This is a genomic window from Streptomyces sp. NPDC001858, from assembly GCF_053594615.1.
In genome coordinates, this window is record NZ_JBSFEV010000025.1 from 97891 (window position 1) to 116140 (window position 18250).

12 protein-coding genes are annotated in these 18250 nt (G+C 68.8%); 10 read left to right on the top strand and 2 right to left on the bottom strand.

All coding sequences use genetic code 11. The features are described 5' to 3' along the window. Positions 1-124: 124 nt before the first annotated feature. Positions 125-2776, bottom strand: coding sequence for a transglycosylase domain-containing protein (locus ACWCPF_RS29700; RefSeq protein ID WP_451048168.1), 2652 nt, complete (start codon positions 2774-2776; stop codon positions 125-127). A gap of 355 nt (positions 2777-3131) precedes the next feature. On the opposite strand from ACWCPF_RS29700, the gene ACWCPF_RS29705 reads away from it, so the two are divergent. From ACWCPF_RS29705 to ACWCPF_RS29720, 4 genes are all read left to right on the top strand, one after another. Next, on the top strand, positions 3132-3815 hold the full coding sequence (locus ACWCPF_RS29705) for a helix-turn-helix transcriptional regulator (RefSeq protein ID WP_451048169.1): 684 nt from the start codon (positions 3132-3134) through the stop codon (positions 3813-3815). A 44-nt stretch (positions 3816-3859) separates the two neighbouring features. Beyond that, entirely contained in the window at positions 3860-4942 is a 1083-nt protein-coding gene (locus ACWCPF_RS29710) for an inositol-3-phosphate synthase (protein WP_451048170.1), read from the top strand. 128 nt (positions 4943-5070) lie between these two features. Next, positions 5071-6345, top strand: coding sequence for an MFS transporter (locus tag ACWCPF_RS29715; protein WP_451048171.1), 1275 nt, complete (start codon positions 5071-5073; stop codon positions 6343-6345). A gap of 110 nt (positions 6346-6455) precedes the next feature. Continuing rightward, the gene (locus tag ACWCPF_RS29720) at positions 6456-6941 is read left to right on the top strand and encodes an LppU/SCO3897 family protein (RefSeq protein WP_451048172.1); all 486 of its coding nucleotides are present in this window, start codon (positions 6456-6458) and stop codon (positions 6939-6941) included. Positions 6942-7052: 111 nt separating this feature from the next. Here the strand turns inward: ACWCPF_RS29720 and ACWCPF_RS29725 are convergent, their stop codons facing one another. Beyond that, entirely contained in the window at positions 7053-8495 is a 1443-nt protein-coding gene (locus tag ACWCPF_RS29725; protein ID WP_451048173.1) for a CCA tRNA nucleotidyltransferase, read from the bottom strand. A gap of 185 nt (positions 8496-8680) precedes the next feature. Between ACWCPF_RS29725 and ACWCPF_RS29730 the strand changes: the two genes are divergently transcribed. The 6 genes from ACWCPF_RS29730 (at position 8681) to trxB (ending at position 18248) form a co-directional block, all read left to right on the top strand. Continuing rightward, positions 8681-11080 carry a DUF6049 family protein gene (locus ACWCPF_RS29730; RefSeq protein ID WP_451048174.1) on the top strand — a complete coding sequence of 800 codons (2400 nt, stop codon included), beginning with the start codon at positions 8681-8683 and terminating at the stop codon, positions 11078-11080. Positions 11081-11124: 44 nt separating this feature from the next. Further along, positions 11125-13440 (top strand): murein biosynthesis integral membrane protein MurJ, encoded by a 2316-nt coding sequence (gene murJ / locus ACWCPF_RS29735; protein WP_451048175.1) that lies wholly within the window; start codon positions 11125-11127, stop codon positions 13438-13440. Between the two features lie 274 nt (positions 13441-13714). Next, complete coding sequence (locus ACWCPF_RS29740; RefSeq protein ID WP_451048176.1) at positions 13715-15433, top strand: protein kinase family protein; 1719 nt, start codon at positions 13715-13717, stop codon at positions 15431-15433. Between the two features lie 27 nt (positions 15434-15460). Next, positions 15461-16186 (top strand): RNA polymerase sigma factor SigM, encoded by a 726-nt coding sequence (gene sigM, locus ACWCPF_RS29745; RefSeq protein WP_451048177.1) that lies wholly within the window; start codon positions 15461-15463, stop codon positions 16184-16186. Next, entirely contained in the window at positions 16183-17079 is an 897-nt protein-coding gene (locus ACWCPF_RS29750; RefSeq protein ID WP_451048178.1) for a hypothetical protein, read from the top strand. Before sigM ends, ACWCPF_RS29750 begins: the two co-directional genes overlap by 4 nt. A gap of 200 nt (positions 17080-17279) precedes the next feature. Further along, a complete protein-coding gene (gene trxB, locus ACWCPF_RS29755; protein WP_451048179.1) occupies positions 17280-18248 on the top strand; it encodes a thioredoxin-disulfide reductase in 969 nt (322 codons plus the stop codon). The last annotated feature ends 2 nt before the right edge of the window (positions 18249-18250 follow it).

Below are 18250 nucleotides of genomic sequence, written 5' to 3' on the forward strand. Positions count from 1 at the left end.
ATCCTGCCGTACAGACCTAGGAAAACGCCGAGGACCGCCCCACCTGGTCCGGTGGAGCGGCCCTCGTTTCACGTGAAACATGCGCATGTTTCACGTGAAACACCCAAGCTGGGCGATAGCGCGACTACCCGCCGCCTCCGAAGAAGCCGTTGCTGGTATTGCCTCTGCTGTCGCCTTCTGTCTCGGATGCAGACGGTGAGGCGCTTGTCTCCCCGCTGCTGCCCTCCGAGGTTCCGCTGGTCGTCCCCTCACTGTCCTCGTCACAGCCGAAGAAGGTGCTGCACGTCTCGGAGGCCGAGGGCGAAGGATCGGCCTGCGACCGGCTCGGAGACGGCGACGGAGACGACTCCTCCTCCTCGGTCTCGGTGACCGAAGGAGACGGCGACGGAGACGGTTCCGCGTTGACGATCTCGCCGATGGACTCAGGCTCCGGGAAGTCCTTCGCCGGCGTGCCCTTCAGCGCCTCTTCCATGTAGTCGTGCCAGATCTGCGCCGGGAACGAGGCACCGTGGATCTTCTTCTGGCCACCCGTTCCGAACATCTTCAGGAACGTACGATTTTTGTTCGACTCGTCGTCGTCGTAGCGGAACATGGTGACCGCGGTCGACAGCTGCGGGGTGTAGCCCACGAACCAGGCCGACTTGTTGCCGTCGGTGGTACCGGTCTTGCCCGCGACCTCACGGCCCGTGAGCTGGGCGTTGCTACCGGTGCCCTTCTCGACCACGGTCTTCAGGACGTCCGTCACGTTGTCGGCGACCTTGGAGGTGAACGCCTGCTTCGACTCGGTCTCGTGCGTGAAGATCTGGCCCTGCTCGCTCGTGACCTTCTCCACGGAGTACGGGTCGCGCTGCTTGCCGCTGGAGGCGAAGGTCGCGTACGCACCCGCCATCCGGATCGCGCTCGGGTCGGAGATACCGATCGAGAACGACGGGAATCCGCTGTTGGTGAGGCTGGACTCCTTCAGGCCGGCGCTGACCGCGGCTTCCTTGACCTTGTCCAGACCGACATCCATGCCGAGCTGCACGAAGGCGGAGTTCACGGACTCGCGCATCGCCTCACGCAGGTCGATCTTGAATTCGGGAGGGCTGCCGAGGGAGACGTCGCCGTCGTTGGTCTGCAGCCACTCCTCGCCCTTCTCGTTCTTCCACACCGTCTGGTCGTAATTCTGGATCTTGAGCTTGTTCTTACCGCTGAACAGGCTCTTGGGCGAGACGATGGTGCGCTCGTCCTGCGCCTGCGACGACCCCAGCTCCGGATCGCGCACACCCCAGGTCATCGCGGCCGCCAGCACGAACGGCTTGAACGTCGAACCGACCTGGGCACCGGTCTGGTCGGCGTTGTCGGTGAAGTGCTTGGTCGCGTCCACACCGCCGTAGACGGCCCGGATCGCACCGGTGGCCGGTTCCACGGACGCGCCGCCGAACTGGACGTGCGTATCGGTCTCCGGCCGCTGTTCCGGCTTGATGTTGGCCTTCTGGACCTTGGTGACCGACTCCTCGAGCTCCTTGACCTTGTTCTTGTCGAAGGTCGTGTAGATCGAGTAGCCGCCCTGCTGCAGCAGGTCCTGGGTGATCCCGGTCTTCTTGCTGTTGGTGACCAGGTAGCCGTTGGCGAGGTCGACGAGGTAGCCGACCTGACCCTTGAGGTCGGTGTTCGACCGGGGGTTCTGCCACTTGGGGAGCGTCGTGTACTTGGCCCGCACCGAGGCGTCGAGGTGCTTGTACTCGACCATCTTGTTCAGGGTGTCCTGCATCTGCACCAGGGCCCGCTTGCTGTTGGCCTGGGGCGTGGCGCCGGTCGGGTCGACCGAGGTCGCACCGGCGGGGTCGTAGTACGTGGCGCCCTTCAGCATGGCGGCCAGGAAGGCGCACTCACCCGGGTTGAGCTTGATCGCATCCTTGTTGAAGTAGGCGCGGGCGGCGGCCTGGATTCCGTAGGCGTTGCGCCCGTAGTACGCGGAGTTCAGGTAGCCGGCCATGATCTGGTCCTTGTCGACCTCGGCGCCCACCTTGACCGACACGAAGATCTCCTTGAACTTCCGGGAGATCGTCTGGCTCTGGTCGTTCAGCATCGCGTTCTTGACGTACTGCTGGGTGATCGTCGATCCACCCTGCGTCTGTCCGCCCCTGGCCATGTTGAACACGGCCCGGGCGATGCCCTTGGGGTCGATGCCGCTGTCCTCGTAGAAGGTCTTGTTCTCCTGCGAGATCACCGCCCAGCGCATCTCCTCGGGGATCTGCGAGAGGTCGATGTTCTGCCGGTTCGTCTCACCACCGGTGGCAACCATCTGGCTGCCGTCTTTCCAGTAGTAGACGTTGTTCTGCGCCGTGGCGGTCTTGGCGACGTCCGGGATGCCGACCATGGCGTAGCCGATGCCGGCCACGGCCACCAGGCTGCCGACGAAGCCGACGAACAGGCCCGTGACGAGCTTCCAGGACGGCATCCAGCGCTGCCAGCCGTACTTTCCGGCGCGCGGATAGTCGATCAGGCGCTTCCGGTCGGGCGCCGAGCGCCCTCTGCCCTCTCCGGGACCGGTCGGGTCGGCCACTCTGCGCCGCCCGCCCGAGTTTCTCTGGGGCGCGCGTCGGGCGTCGGTACGGCCGCTGTACGGCTGCTCCTCGCTTCCGGACCCGTGACCCAACCCGTAGTCGGCAGGAGATCCGGTAGCGCCTCGCGGCGCCGCGCGGCGGCCGGAGGACGGACCGGACTGGCCGCGTCGGGCCGCGGCACGTCCGCCTCCCTGCGGCGGCGGCGGTTTGCGACGGTGCTCGCTCATCGAACGATTACTCCTCGGGCAGGCGCATCCGTGCGCGCCTGGAAAGGGCGGCTGGTTTCCTGTCCCCCCGAAGTACGGATGCGGTCGGTCGCGCATTCATCCGTACTGCACCGAGGACCTCGACGCCCCCCGGCGTCTCATGGGTCCCGGTGGTGTGGTGCATGGCGCACAGACTACGCACCGTCAAAACCTCCCTAGCCCCGAGGTTCGCCTCAAATCAGGCAAGTCGCCTGCAACGAATCAGTGATGTGATCCCGTTCACCGTCCCCCCTCTTGTCGCATGCGGAAGGCCGTTCTATCGTCTTGATGTATCGAGTCGATACATCAGCGCGGCATAAGACCGAGGGAGGCGACGATGAGCCGGCGTTCCGGGATCCTTGAGTTCGCCGTCCTGGGTCTGCTCCGCGAGTCCCCGATGCACGGCTATGAGCTGCGCAAACGGCTCAATACGTCACTGGGTGTGTTCCGTGCGTTCAGCTACGGGACGCTGTACCCCTGCCTCAAGACACTGGTCGCCAACGGCTGGTTGATCGAAGAGCCGGGGAGCACACCCGAGGACGCCCTCGCCGCTCCGCTCACCGGACGACGCGCCAAGATCGTCTACCGGTTGACGGCGGAAGGTAAGGAGCACTTCGAGGAGCTGCTCTCGCAGACGGGCCCCGACGCGTACGAGGACGAGCACTTCGCCGCTCGTTTCGCCTTTTTCGGACAGACGTCACGCGATGTCCGGATGCGCGTCCTGGAGGGCCGTCGCAGCCGGCTGGAGGAGCGTCTGGAGAAGATGCGCGCCTCCCTGGCCCGCACCCGAGAGCGCCTCGACGACTACACGCTCGAGCTCCAGCGCCACGGAATGGAGTCCGTGGAACGCGAAGTGCGCTGGCTGAACGAGCTCATCGAGAGCGAGCGGGCCGGACGGGACCTGACGGGTTCCGCCTCCGGGGGGTCCGCTCAGCAGAACACCACATCTGGATCGACGGGCGGCCTGCCCCGTCCCGGGGGCGACCCCGTGGCGGATCTGCCCGACGAAACCACCCCGTGAGCGCCCAACCAGGGCCTCACTCGCACACACAGGGAGCAACCGGAATGGGTTCGGTTCGCGTAGCCATCGTCGGCGTGGGCAACTGCGCGGCATCGCTGGTACAGGGCGTCGAGTACTACAAGGACGCCGACCCGGCGTCCAAGGTCCCGGGCCTGATGCACGTGCAGTTCGGCGACTACCACGTCAGCGACGTCGAGTTCGTCGCCGCCTTCGACGTGGACGCCAAGAAGGTCGGCCTCGACCTCTCGGACGCCATCGGCGCGTCCGAGAACAACACCATCAAGATCTGCGACGTGCCCAACACGGGCGTGACCGTCCAGCGCGGCCACACCCTCGACGGCCTCGGCAAGTACTACCGCGAGACCATCGAGGAGTCCGCCGAGGCCCCGGTCGACATCGTCCAGATCCTCAAGGACAAGCAGGTCGACGTCCTCGTCTGCTACCTGCCCGTCGGTTCCGAGGCCGCGGCGAAGTTCTACGCCCAGGCCGCCATCGACGCCAAGGTCGCCTTCGTCAACGCTCTCCCGGTCTTCATCGCCGGCACCAAGGAGTGGGCGGACAAGTTCACCGAGGCGGGCGTCCCGATCGTCGGCGACGACATCAAGTCCCAGGTCGGCGCCACCATCACGCACCGCGTCATGGCAAAGCTGTTCGAGGACCGCGGCGTCGTGCTGGACCGCACGATGCAGCTGAACGTCGGCGGCAACATGGACTTCAAGAACATGCTCGAGCGTGAGCGCCTGGAGTCCAAGAAGATCTCCAAGACGCAGGCCGTCACCTCGCAGATCCCCGACCGGGAGCTCGGCGCGAAGAACGTCCACATCGGCCCGTCGGACTACGTGCAGTGGCTCGACGACCGCAAGTGGGCCTACGTCCGTCTCGAGGGTCGCGCCTTCGGCGACGTACCGCTGAGCCTGGAGTACAAGCTCGAGGTCTGGGACTCCCCGAACTCCGCGGGCGTCATCATCGACGCGGTGCGCGCCGCGAAGATCGCCAAGGACCGCGGCATCGGCGGACCGATCCTGTCGGCGTCGAGCTACTTCATGAAGTCCCCGCCGGTCCAGTACTTCGACGACGAGGCTCGCGAGAACGTCGAGAAGTTCATCCGCGGCGACGTCGAGCGCTGAGCCCGACGCAACGCTCGTAGCAGCACCGGCGCTGTTCCGGCAGCGCTGAAAATTCGCTCCTGCCAGGGCTGAGTAGGGTCCCCGGGTCACCTGACCCGGGGACCCTCCCCGTGTGTGAGGCTGTGACCATGGCCGTCGTCCGTGATCTGCGCATCCTGCTGCGCTTCGAGAACTTCCGGCGCCTGCTCGCCGTACGGCTGCTCTCCCAGTGCGCGGACGGCGTCTACCAGGTCGCGCTCGCCGCCTATGTCGTGTTCTCCCCGGAGAACCAGGCCTCGGCCACCGCGATCGCCTCCGCCATGGCCGTCCTGCTCCTGCCCTACTCGCTGGTCGGCCCCTTCGCCGGCGTCCTGCTGGACCGCTGGCGCCGCCGACAGGTCTTCCTCTACGGCAATCTGCTGCGCGCCCTGCTGGCCTCGGCCACGGCCGTCCTGATGATCAGCCAGGTCCCCGACTGGCTCTTCTACGCCTCCGCGCTCTGCGTCACCGCGGTCAACCGCTTCGTCCTCGCCGGTCTGTCGGCGGCGCTGCCGCGGGTGGTCGACGGCGAGCGCCTCGTGATGGCCAACTCGCTCTCCCCGACCGCCGGAACGCTGGCCGCGGTCACGGGCGGCGGTCTCGCCTTCACCGTGCGGCTGGTGGTGGACTCCGACGCGGCGGTGGTGCTGCTGGGATGCGTGTTGTACCTGTGCGCCGCGCTCGTCTCCCTGTCCATGGCCGCGGATCTGCTCGGGCCCGACCGTGACCAGGTCCGGCTGCGGCTGTCCGCCGCGCTCAGGGGCACCGCACACGGCCTTGCGGCCGGCGTACGTCACCTGGCCGAGCCGAGGCGCCGGACGGCCGCCTGGGTGCTCGGCGCGATCACGCTGATGCGGTTCTGCTACGGCGCCCTGACCGTCATGGTGTTGATGCTGTGCCGGTACGCCTGGTCGTCCGACACGGACGACGGACTGGCCCTGCTGGGACTCGCGGTGGGCGTCTCCGGCATCGGCTTCTTCCTCGCCGCGGTGGTGACTCCGTCGGCGGCGGGGCGACTGGGCCCGGTCCGCTGGATCGTCGTCTGCTCCGCGGCGGCCGCGGTCCTGGAACTCGCCCTCATGCTCCCGTTCGCCCAAGTCACCACGTTCGTCGCCGCGTTCGTGCTGGGGCTGGTCACCCAGGGCGCGAAGATCGCCACCGACACCGTCGTCCAGTCCTCCGTGGCGGACGGCTTCCGCGGCCGGATCTTCTCTCTCTACGACGTCCTGTTCAACGTCGCCTTCGTCGGCGCCGCCGGTGTCGCCGCGCTGATGCTGCCGCCCGACGGACGTTCGGCAGCGCTGGTGGTCACGGTCGCCGTTATCTACGGAGCAATTGCTGGCGCTATGTTCCGCTTTGAACGCCAGTATGTGTCACATCAATGACACAGACTCCCGCTGAGCTACAGGGTTGTCAGTGGGGCCCGGTAACTTACGTGCGTCTTACTTCGCGACTGATTTCGCGCCACACGTCTAAGTTCCTAGGGGGAACCAAAGTGTCGACTCCGCCGCCCCAGGGCCAGAACCCCTTTGCGCAGCAGGGCCAGCAGCCCGAAGGCCAGGCCCCGTACCCGCCGCAGGCCGGCTACCCGCAGCCGGGCACCGACCCGTACAGTGCGGTTCCCCCGGAGCAGCCCCGCCGCAAGGTCAGCTTCAAGCTGATCAAGAACATCGTCATCGTGATCGCCGTCATCGGTGTGGCCATCGGCGCCTACATATCGAGCAAGGACGACGCCAACACGGCGGCCGTCGGCGACTGCATGCACCGCGGCAGCAGCGACGACAACAACCCCGACCTCGAGGTCGTCAAGTGCGACTCCTCGGAGGCGCAGTACGTCGTGCTGGCGAAGATCGAGGGCACGTACACCCAGACGACGGCCGACACCAAGTGCTCGGAGAAGGCCAAGGACTTCCAGTACTCGTACACCGAGAGCGGTGACGGCAGTAACTTCCTGCTCTGCCTGAAGGACTACACGAAGTAAGGCAGTCGTGGAGAGGGGCGGTGTTTCACGTGAAACACCGCTCCTTCGCATGTCCGCCTGCCGCATCGGCGGGTTCATGTTTCACGTGAAACATGAACCCGTTTCACGGCCTCAGCCCTGCTGCGCCCACCACTCCTTGAGGGCCGCCACCGCCGCGTCGTACCCCATCGGCCCGTTCTCCAGGCGCAGTTCCAGCAGGTGTTTGTACGCCTGCCCGATGGCCGGACCGGGGCCGACGCCCAGGATCTCCATGATCTGGTTGCCGTCGAGGTCGGGACGGATCGCGTCCAGCTCCTCCTGCTCCTTCAGCTGGGAGATGCGCTCCTCCAGCCCGTCGTACGCCCGCGAGAGCGCGACCGCCTTGCGCTTGTTCCGCGTCGTGCAGTCCGAGCGGGTCAGCTTGTGGAGGCGTTCGAGGAGCGGTCCCGCGTCACGGACATAGCGACGCACCGCGGAGTCCGTCCACTCGCCTGTGCCGTACCCGTGGAAGCGCAGATGGAGCTCGACAAGGCGGGAGACGTCCTTCACCAGCTCGTTGGAGTACTTCAGAGCCGTCATCCGCTTCTTCGTCATCTTCGCGCCCACCACCTCGTGGTGGTGGAACGAGACGCGGCCGTCCCTCTCGAAGCGACGGGTGCGCGGCTTGCCGATGTCGTGCAGCAGCGCGGCGAGCCGCAAGGTGAGATCGGGGCCGTTCTCCTCCAGCGCGATGGCCTGCTCCAGGACGATCAGCGTGTGTTCGTAGACGTCCTTGTGCCGGTGGTGCTCGTCGCTCTCCAGCCGCAGGGCGGGCAGCTCGGCCAGCACCCGGTCGGCGATGCCGGTGTCGACCAGCAGCGACAGACCCTTGCGCGGGTGCGTGGACAGGATCAGCTTGTTCAGCTCGTCCCGTACCCGCTCGGCCGAGACGATCTCGATGCGGTCGGCCATGTCCTGCATCGCCGTCACGACCTCGGGGGCGACCTCGAAGTCGAGCTGAGCGGCGAAGCGGGCGGCGCGCATCATGCGCAGCGGGTCGTCCGAGAAGGACTCCTCCGGCGTCCCCGGGGTGCGCAGCACACGCGCCGCGAGATCGTCGAGGCCACCGTGGGGGTCGATGAACTCCTTCTCGGGAAGCGCCACGGCCATGGCGTTCACCGTGAAGTCACGCCGTACGAGGTCCTGCTCGATGGAGTCGCCGTACGACACCTCGGGCTTGCGCGAGGTGCGGTCGTAGGCCTCCGACCGGTAGGTGGTGACCTCGATCTGGTAGCCGTCCTTCTGCGCCCCGACGGTGCCGAAGGCGATCCCGACCTCCCACAGGGCGTCCGCCCACGGCCGCACGATCTTCAGGACGTCCTCGGGCCGGGCGTCCGTGGTGAAGTCCAGGTCGTTGCCGAGCCGGCCGAGCAGCGCGTCCCGGACCGAGCCGCCGACCAGGGCGAGTGAGAACCCGGCTTCCTGGAAGCGGCGTGCGAGATCGTCGGCGACAGGCGCTACCCGCAGCAGTTCGCTCACCGCACGGTGCTGCACCTGGCTCAGGACGCTGAGGTTGTCTTCGTTGGCGTTCGGCACAACAGAAGAGGGTACGTGGCCCGGCGAGCCGGGCGTCCATCTTTATACGCGCACATAGCGGACCACCCGACCCTCTTCCACGATCTTGTGGAGCACTCCGCGGCACTTCCCCTCAGCGCACATCGTTACCATGCGTGGACGCACATTCCGACGACCACTGACGACGACGAGGGACGGGCGAACGCGTGGCCGAGGCGGCAGACTTTCCGGGGATGAGTCCCTCACCTGCCCGCCGGTGGCTGCGGCGCACCGGCGCACTGCTCGCCGGGGCGCCTCTGCTGACCGGTCTCCTCCAGCTGCCCGGCAGCGCCCCCGCGCAGGCCGCCGGCCAGGCTTCGGTCAAGGCGGCCTCCGACGCGGGCACGGTCGCCGTCGCCGTGGACTCGCTCAGCCCCGGGGCGCCCACCGAGGGGGACACCGTGACCGTCTCCGGCACGGTCACCAACAAAGGCAAGCGGGCGGTCACCGACGCCCATGTGGGCCTCAGCGTGGGCGCCGCGCTCACCACCCGCTCGGCGATCGACAGGGTCGCCAAGCGCCCGGACTCCCTCCCCGCCACCTACGGCTCCGAAGTGGGCGGCAAGTACGTCGCCGAGTTCGCCAAGCTCACGCCCGGCGTGTCCGAGCACTTCAGCATCTCCGTCCCGGTCAACAAGCTCGAACTCGACGAGGACGGCGTCTACCCGCTCGGCGTCTCCCTCTCGGGCGAGACGTCCGCCCAGCCGTGGGAGCAGGTGCTGGGCATCCAGCGCACCTTCCTCCCCTGGCAGCCCGACGAGGCGGACACCCGGACCAGGACGACGGTGCTGTGGCCGCTGATGTCCACCGTCCACATGACGGCGGAGACCGGCTCGAACGAGCAGCAGACACCCGTCTTCCTCAACGACGACCTGGCCGAGGAGATCGCCCCCGGCGGCCGCCTCGACCAGCTCCTGACCCTGGGCAAGGACCTCGACGTCACCTGGGTGATCGACCCGGACCTGCTGGCGTCCGTCGACGCCATGACCGGCAGCTACCGGGTCCGGGGCGAGGGCGACACCACCACGGCCGGCACCCACCAGGCGATCGCCAAGCAGTGGCTCGGCGATCTGCAGGACGCGGTGCTCGGCAAGGAGGTCGTCACGCTGCCCTTCGCCGATCCGGACCTCGCCTCCCTCGCCCACAACGGCACGGGCGTCACCGGCTCGCTGAGCCAGCTCAAGGAGGCCACCGACGTCGCCGCCACCACGGTGGAGACGGTGCTCCACGTGACCCCGAGCACCGAGTTCGCCTGGCCGGTGGACGGCGCCGTCGATCCGTCGATCGTCAAGGTCGCCACCTCCGCAGGCGCCGACAAGGTGATCGCGCGCAGCGACAGCCTGACCGAGACCGGCGACCTCAACTACACCCCCTCCGCCGCCCGGCCCATCGGCGGCGGCACCACCGCGGTGGTCGCCGACTCGCGGCTCTCCAAGGCGTTCTACGGCGACCTGACGAAGGCCTCCACGTCCACGCTGGCCGTCCAGGAGTTCCTCGCGCAGAGCCTGTCGTTGAACCTTCAGACGGACAAACAGCGCAGCATCGTCGTCGCCCCGCAGCGGATGCCGACCGCGAGCCAGGCCCGGTCGCTGGCGGAGGCCGTCACCACGCTCCAGGGCGGCACCTGGTCGCAGTCCCAGCAGCTCGCGGCGACCGCCAAGGCCAAACCCGACCCGGACGCCACCACGAAGGTCCCGTCCAAGTCGGCGTACCCCGCCTCGCTGCGCAAGCAGGAGCTGCCCCGCTCGGCCTTCGAGCAGATCGCGGACACCCAGGACAAGCTCGACAACTTCAAGGTGATCCTCGCCAAGGAAGCCCGGGTGGTGACGCCCTTCGGGCGGGCCATAAACCGGGAGATGTCCACGTCGTGGCGGGGTCGGAACACGGCCGCGGGCATCTTCCGCCTGAGCGTGCGGACCTACCTGGACACTCTCACCGGCCAGGTCAAGCTGATCGACAAGTCGGAGACCAAGCTCTCCGGGCGCAGCGCCACGATCCCGGTGACCGTGCAGAACAACCTGGTGCAGGGCGTCGACCACCTGGTGCTGCGGCTCACCTCGACGAACTCGACCCGCCTGGAGATCTCCGGCGATGCCTACGCCGTGCAGCAGATCACGGTGTCCGGCGGGCACACCACGACGGTGAAGTTCACCACGTCCGCCAAGGTGAACGGCCAGACCACGGTGATCGCCCAGCTGTACACCGAGGACGGCCAGAAGTACGGCGCGCCCGTCACCTTCGATGTGCGGGTCACCGAGATCACGGCCACCGTGATGCTGGTCATCGGCGGCGGCGTCCTGCTGCTCGTGCTGGCCGGCTTCCGGATGTACACCCAGCGCAAGCGTGCCGCGGCCCGGGAGAGCAACGAGGACGGCGAGGCCGGTCCCGACCCGGCCGGCGAGCCCGCCGACGCCTCGCAGAACCCCGAGGGCCCGGAAGAACGTCCCAAGGGAGAGTCCGGCGCCGGTGCCGGGGCAGACGACCCGGAGCAGCCGAGTGACGAGACACCGGACACCGCAACGGAAAGCGCCGACCCGTCCGGCACGGGTGAGAGAGTGGACCGTTGAGGATGTCGTGGCCGGTCGGCCCGGGACGATGAGGTGGGGTAACCATGAACGCGCCGTACGACGGTGAGCGCGGCCAGGCCGCGGGCGGCTCGGGCCACCCGGAGGGCCCGCCGCCCGAGCACGGCCAGGCGCCGCCGCAGCACCCCGCGGACATGTACCTCCAGGACGCCTACGACCAGGACCCCTACCGGGCGCAGGACCTCACCGCCCAGGACCCGGTCGCCGAGGCGCTCTACGACCGCGCCGCGCACCCGCCGCCGCCCCCGGGCACGTACCAGCCGCAGCAGCCGCTGTACGGCCGGCCCGTGCAGTCCCCGTACGCTCCCGACCCGCAGGTCTGGGCCCAGACCCCGGCGCCCGAGCCCGAAGGTCCCACCCAGTACCTGCCGTACGGCGACGACCCGCGCACGACGCAGTTCGTGGGCGTGGACGACCTGGTGACGCACTCCGGCGAGGAACAGCACCAGCCCGACGCCTTCGCCCATCTCTTCCGCGACCAGCAGCAGAGCGGCTCCCGCCCGCCGACCGGCCCCCCTGCGGTGCCGGGCCCGGCTCACGCCGTGGGCAGGCACGGGAAGCCGCCGCAGTACCAGGCGCCCGTCGCCGCGTCGCTCGCGGCCGACCAGACCATGAACCTGACCGCCACACCGGCCGCGTCCGCCACCCAGGCTCCCGCCCCGGCGGACTCTGCGTCGTCCGCGGCGTCCGCGGCCTCCGCCGCGAAGAAGAGCGGACGCGCCGCGGGCCTGCTGAAGTCCAGCGCCGTCATGGCGGCCGGCACGATGGTCTCCCGCCTCACCGGCTTCGTGCGCTCCGCACTGATCGTCTCGGCGCTCGGCGTCGGCCTCCTCGGCGACACCTTCCAGGTCGCCTACCAGCTGCCGACGATGATCTACATCCTGACCGTCGGCGGCGGCCTCAACTCCGTCTTCGTGCCCCAGCTCGTACGGGCCATGAAGGAGGACGAGGACGGCGGCGAGGCCTTCGCCAACCGCCTGCTGACGCTGGTCATGGTGGCGCTCGGCGTCCTGACCGCCGCCTCGATCGCAGCGGCGCCCGTCCTGATCCGCCTTCTGTCCGACTCGGTCGCCAGCGACCCCGCGGCCAACGAGGTCGCCGTCACGTTCGTCCGCTACTTCCTGCCCTCGATCTTCTTCATGGGCGTCCATGTGGTGATGGGCCAGATCCTCAACGCGCGCGGGAAGTTCGGCGCGATGATGTGGACGCCGGTCCTCAACAACATCGTCATCATCGTGACGCTGGGCATGTTCATCTGGGTCTACGGCACCGCCGCCGACTCCGGCATGAAGGTCACGACGATTCCGCCGGAGGGCGAGCGGCTCCTCGGCATCGGCGTCCTGCTCGGCCTGGTCGTGCAGGCCCTCGCGATGATCCCGTACCTGCGCGAGACCGGGTTCCGACTGCGCCTGCGCTTCGACTGGAAGGGCCACGGCCTCGGCAAGGCGGCCACCCTCGCCAAGTGGACCGTCCTGTTCGTCCTGGCCAACCAGGCCGGCGCGCTCGTCGTCACCCAGCTCTCCACGTCGGCAGGCACGGACTCACCGGTCGACGGCACCGGCTTCGCCGCCTACGCCAACGCCCAGCTGATCTGGGGCCTGCCGCAGGCCATCATCACCGTCTCCCTGATGGCCGCCCTGCTGCCGCGCATCTCCCGCTCGGCGGCCGAGGGCGACGGCGGCGCGGTCCGCGACGACATCTCCCAGGGCCTGCGCACCACGGCCGTCGCGATCGTGCCGATCGCCTTCGGCTTCCTCGCGCTCGGCATCCCGATGTGCACGCTGATCTTCGGTTCCTCCGGCACCAGCGAGGCCACGAACATGGGCTTCATGCTGATGGCCTTCGGCCTCGGCCTGATCCCCTACTCCGTGCAGTACGTCGTCCTGCGCGCCTTCTACGCCTACGAAGACACCCGCACGCCCTTCTACAACACGGTCATCGTGGCCGCGGTCAACGCGAGCGCCTCGGTGATCTGCTTCTTCGTCCTTCCCGCCCGCTGGGCCGTGGTCGGCATGGCCGCCTCCTACGGTCTGGCGTACGCGATCGGCGTCGGCGTCGCCTGGAACCGGCTGCGCAAGCGGCTGGGCGGCGACCTCGACGGCTCCCACGTCCTGCGCACCTACGCGCGGCTGTGCATCGCCTCCGTACCGGCCGCCCTGATCAGCGGCGCGGCCTGCTACGGCATCGGCCACAGCCTGGGCCAGGGCGTGCTCGGCTCCTTCGCCGCGCTGCTGGCCGGTGGAGCCCTGTTGCTCGGCACCTTCTTCGTCGCCGCCCGCCGCATGCGCATCGAGGAGCTCAACTCGCTCGTCGGCATGGTCCGCGGACGCCTGGGGCGCTAGGGCCGTCCCACAGCCGGCCGGAGGAAAGGGGAGCGGTATCCGACGAGCGAGAGTCAGTCGGCGCGAGGAGAGCACTTCCTCCGGGGCAGTGCATGCCGGACCCCGCGTATGCGGCATGATCCGCTGCACAGGTCCGAGAACGGGGTAGGCGCACAACCATCGTCCGCCGCCGCGTGTCGTGCATAGCGACGGACTATGGGCACAATTGGGTTCGGCGTCGGACGGCGCGCACGAGGTCGGACGGCGCGCACTGAATGGGGAGGCAGGAACGACGGTGGCGGAACGGAGCACAGCTGCCGTCGACGTGGCAGACAACAGCGGTGACGAGCCGCTGACCGCACAAGCGGACCAGTCCACGGCCGACGGGGTGGTCAAGAACCGGGAGCAGGACACGGACAGCGACGAGGCACAGGGGAGCGGCGGGGCGGAGCGTCCCGGGAAGGCCTCACCGCCGGAACTGCACAGTGGTCACAAGCTCGCCAGACGCTATCGCCTCGAAGAGTGCGTCACCCGTCTGGACGGTTTCAGCAGTTGGCGTGCGGTCGACGAGAAACTCCGTCGTGCCGTGGGCGTTCACATCCTGCCCGCGGACCACACACGGGCCCGTTCGGTGCTGGCCGCGGCCCGCTCCTCGGCCCTGCTCGGCGATCCTCGCTTCGTCCAGGTGCTGGACGCCGTCGAGGAGAACGACCTCGTCTACGTCGTCCACGAGTGGCTGCCCGATGCCACCGAGCTGACCGCGCTGCTCGCGGCCGGCCCGCTGGAGCCGCACGACGCCTACCAGATGGTCAGTCAGATCGCCTCCGCCATGGCCGCGGCGCACCGTGAGGGCCTGTCGCATCTGCGGCTGAACCCCAACGCCGTGCTGCGCACCTCCTCGGGCCAGTGGCGCATCCGCGGCCTCGCGGTGAACGCCGCCCTGCGCGGCATCACCACCGAGACCCCTCAGCGCACCGACACCGAGGCGATCGGCGCTCTGCTGTACTCGGCGCTCACCCAGCGCTGGCCGTACGAGAACGACGCGTACGGCCTGTCCGGGCTGCCCAAGGACGTCGGGTTGATCGCCCCCGACCAGGTGCGGGCCGGTGTCCACCGGGGCCTGTCGGAGCTGGCCATGCGCGCCCTCGTCAACGACGGCGCGACCGCCTCCCGGCACGAGGCGGCCTGCACCACGCCGGAGGAGCTGGTGAAGGCGATCGGCGAGATGCCCCGCATCCGCCCGCCGGAGCCCGCGTTCACCGCACCGCCCGAGTACCAGCGCACGACGTACCAGCAGGGCACCTACGGCCGTCCGGCACCGCACCCGGGCGTCACCCAGCCTGTGCCGACCCCGCTGCCCCCGCTGCAGAGCCGCACCGGCAAGGCCCTGAAGTGGGCGGTCTCCGCCCTCCTCATCGCCGCCCTCGGGCTCGGCAGCTGGCAGCTCGCGGACGCCTTGATGGACCAGGGCAAGTCCGAGGACACCAACCAGACGCAGACGACGGACGACGGCGACAAGAACAGCGCCTCGCCCAAGGTGCCCCAGCAGCTGAAGATCCAGGACGCGGCGGAGTACGTCGTGAGCGGCGACGCCCAGCACCCCAACGACGTCGACGAGACCTACGACGGCGACAGCTCGACGTATTGGCGGACATCCAGCTTCCGCGGCGGGCCGGTGCTGGCGCCGTACAAGCCGGGCGTGGGCATCATCTACGACCTGGGCTCGGCACAGGAGATCTCCACGGCGACGATAGGGCTCTACTACGGTGGCAGTCGCACGACCGTGAACCTGTACGCCGCCGACTCGCTGACTCCGTCCGTAAGTGCCATCAAGTCGATGCAGAAGATCGGCACGCTCACCACGACCGGAACCACCGCCGCGGTGAAAACCTCCAAGGCGGTCAAGACGCGGTACGTGCTCGTCTGGCTCACCGCTCTGCCACACGCTCCCGGCGATCAGTACAGCGATGAAGGCTATAAGCAGGCGATCACCGACCTGAAGTTCACAGGCTGACGTCTCACCGAAGGGGGAGGGGGTCCGATGGCGGAAGGCGCCGGCTATGACGGAGTGAGCGACCAGGACCTCCTCACCCACCACGTCGAGGGCGACCCCGACGCCTTCGGTGAGCTCGTGCGGCGTCATCGCGACCGGCTCTGGGCGGTGGCCCTGCGCACGCTGGGAGACCGCGAGGAGGCCGCTGACGCCGTCCAGGACGCCCTCGTGTCCGCCTACCGGGCCGCCCACACCTTCCGCGGCCAGTCCGCCGTCACGACCTGGCTGCACCGCATCACCGTGAACGCCTGCCTGGACCGGGCCCGCAAAGCCGCCTCCCGCAAGACCTCACCGGTCGACGACACCGAGCGACTGGACCAGCTGCTCGAACCGCACGAGTCGGCCTCCGCTCCGGTGGAACGCAACGACCTGCACCGCCAGCTCCTCGAAGCGCTCGGCACCCTCCCGCCCGACCAGCGGGCCGCCCTGGTCCTCGTGGACATGCAGGGCTACCCGGTCGCCGAGGCCGCCCGCATGCTCGACGTGCCGACCGGAACGGTCAAGAGCCGCTGCGCTCGCGGCAGAGCGAGACTCCTGCCGCTCCTGACCCATCTGCGGCCCGACGGCACCGGCGACAGGAGAGAAAGCGGCTCAGGACGGAACCGGGCGCAGGGGACATCCGTCCCACCGGCAGCGGAACCTCGTGACGAGGGACCGGACAACGCCGGGACAGGCGATTCAGCTGCTGTGAAGGGCGGAGGTGGGCGAACGTGACATCGACGACGGACACGACCGGACACCCGGATGTCACGGAGATCTCCGACCTCACCGAGGGCCTGCTCGCACCAGCCCGCAGCGCAGACGTGCGTCGGCACCTGGACGGCTGCGAACTCTGTACGGACGTCCACACCTCCCTCGAGGAGATCCGCGACCTGCTGGGCGCCCTTCCCGGTCCGTCGCGCATGCCGGACGACGTCGCCCAGCGCATCGACGCCGCACTCGCCGCCGAAGCCCTCCTGAACGCCACGGCCCCGGAGGACGAGAGCGCGCCGGGAGCGGCCCCCGTGATCAAGGCCGACGCAGACGTGCTCCATGTTTCACGTGAAACAGCGACGGCGTCGGACCGGCCTGCGGGTCACGCTCGCACCAACGCCACCGGTCCCGGCCGCAAGGACCGCAAGCGGGGCGGGCGCCGCAAGGTCGCCGTCCTCGGCGCGGTCTTCACCGCCGCGGCACTGGGACTCGGTTCCGTCCTCGTGTCGTCCCTCACGGGTGGCGGAGGGCCGGGCACCTCGGCGCATCAGTCCGCCGGGCCGGACACCTTCGCCGCGAGCAAGCTCGAAGGACAGGTCGCCGGCCTGCTGGCCAAGGCCGGGAGCTCGCGTGCCCCGGAGAGTGTGGGAATCCAGGGCTCCACCGAGGCGTCGCCCAAGATCCTCCGACAGCCTGTGGTTCCCCCCTGCGTCCAGCAGGGCATCGGGCGCGACGACGCGGCCCTCGCCACCGAGGAGGGCACGTACCAGGGGACGGACGCCCTGCTCGTCGTGCTGCCCGACGCCTCGGACAGCGCTCGGATCGACGTCTACATCATGGACAAGACCTGTGTGGATCATCCGTCGTCGAGCCCGGCCAAGGTCCTGCTGACAGACTCCTACACGCGTCGCTGACAACCCGCGTACCGTCTCCGTCCAGCCCGTCGCTTCCCCCTGGCTCGGCCCTCTACTTCCCTCTCCGACACCCCTGCGGTGTCACCCCTCCGTGTGCCCGGACACAGCGGGAATGCGGGCCCCTTAGGATCCGTTGGGTGGGGTGAGAGTCCAGAGGCTCCCACCCGTCGAGAAGCAGTCCAGAGACGAGGAAACAAGCCGTGAGCGACGTCCGTAACGTGATCATCATCGGCTCCGGGCCTGCCGGCTACACCGCGGCCCTGTACACCGCACGCGCGTCGCTGAAGCCGCTGGTGTTCGAAGGTGCCGTCACCGCGGGCGGTGCACTCATGAACACCACCGAGGTGGAGAACTTCCCCGGCTTCCAGGACGGGATCATGGGCCCCGAGCTCATGGACAACATGCGCTCCCAGGCCGAACGCTTCGGCGCCGAGTTGATCCCCGACGACATCGTCTCCGTCGACCTCACGGGTGAGATCAAGACCGTCACGGACACCGCGGGCACGATCCACCGGGCCAAGGCCGTCATCGTCACCACCGGCTCCCAGCACCGCAAGCTCGGCCTGCCGAACGAGGACGCCCTGTCCGGCCGCGGCGTCTCGTGGTGCGCCACCTGTGACGGCTTCTTCTTCAAGGAGCAGGACATCGCCGTGATCGGCGGCGGCGACACGGCGATGGAGGAGGCCACCTTCCTCTCGCGCTTCGCCAAGTCCGTGACCATCGTCCACCGCCGGGACAGCCTGCGGGCCTCCAAGGCGATGCAGGAACGCGCCTTCGCCGACCCGAAGATCAAGTTCATCTGGGACAGCGAGGTCGCCGAGATCCAGGGCGACCCGAAGCTGGCCGGACTGAAGCTGCGCAACCTCAAGACCGGCGAGCTCTCGGACCTGGCGGTGACCGGACTGTTCATCGCGATCGGCCACGACCCGCGCACCGAGCTCTTCAAGGGTCAGCTCGACCTCGACGAGGAGGGCTACCTGAAGGTCGCCTCGCCTTCCACTCGGACGAACCTGCCCGGTGTCTTCGCCGGCGGCGACGTGGTCGACCACACCTACCGCCAGGCGATCACCGCGGCCGGCACCGGCTGCTCCTCCGCTCTCGACGCCGAGCGCTACCTCGCCGCCCTGGCGGACGAGGAGCAGTCCGAGCCCGAGAAGACCTCCGTCTGACC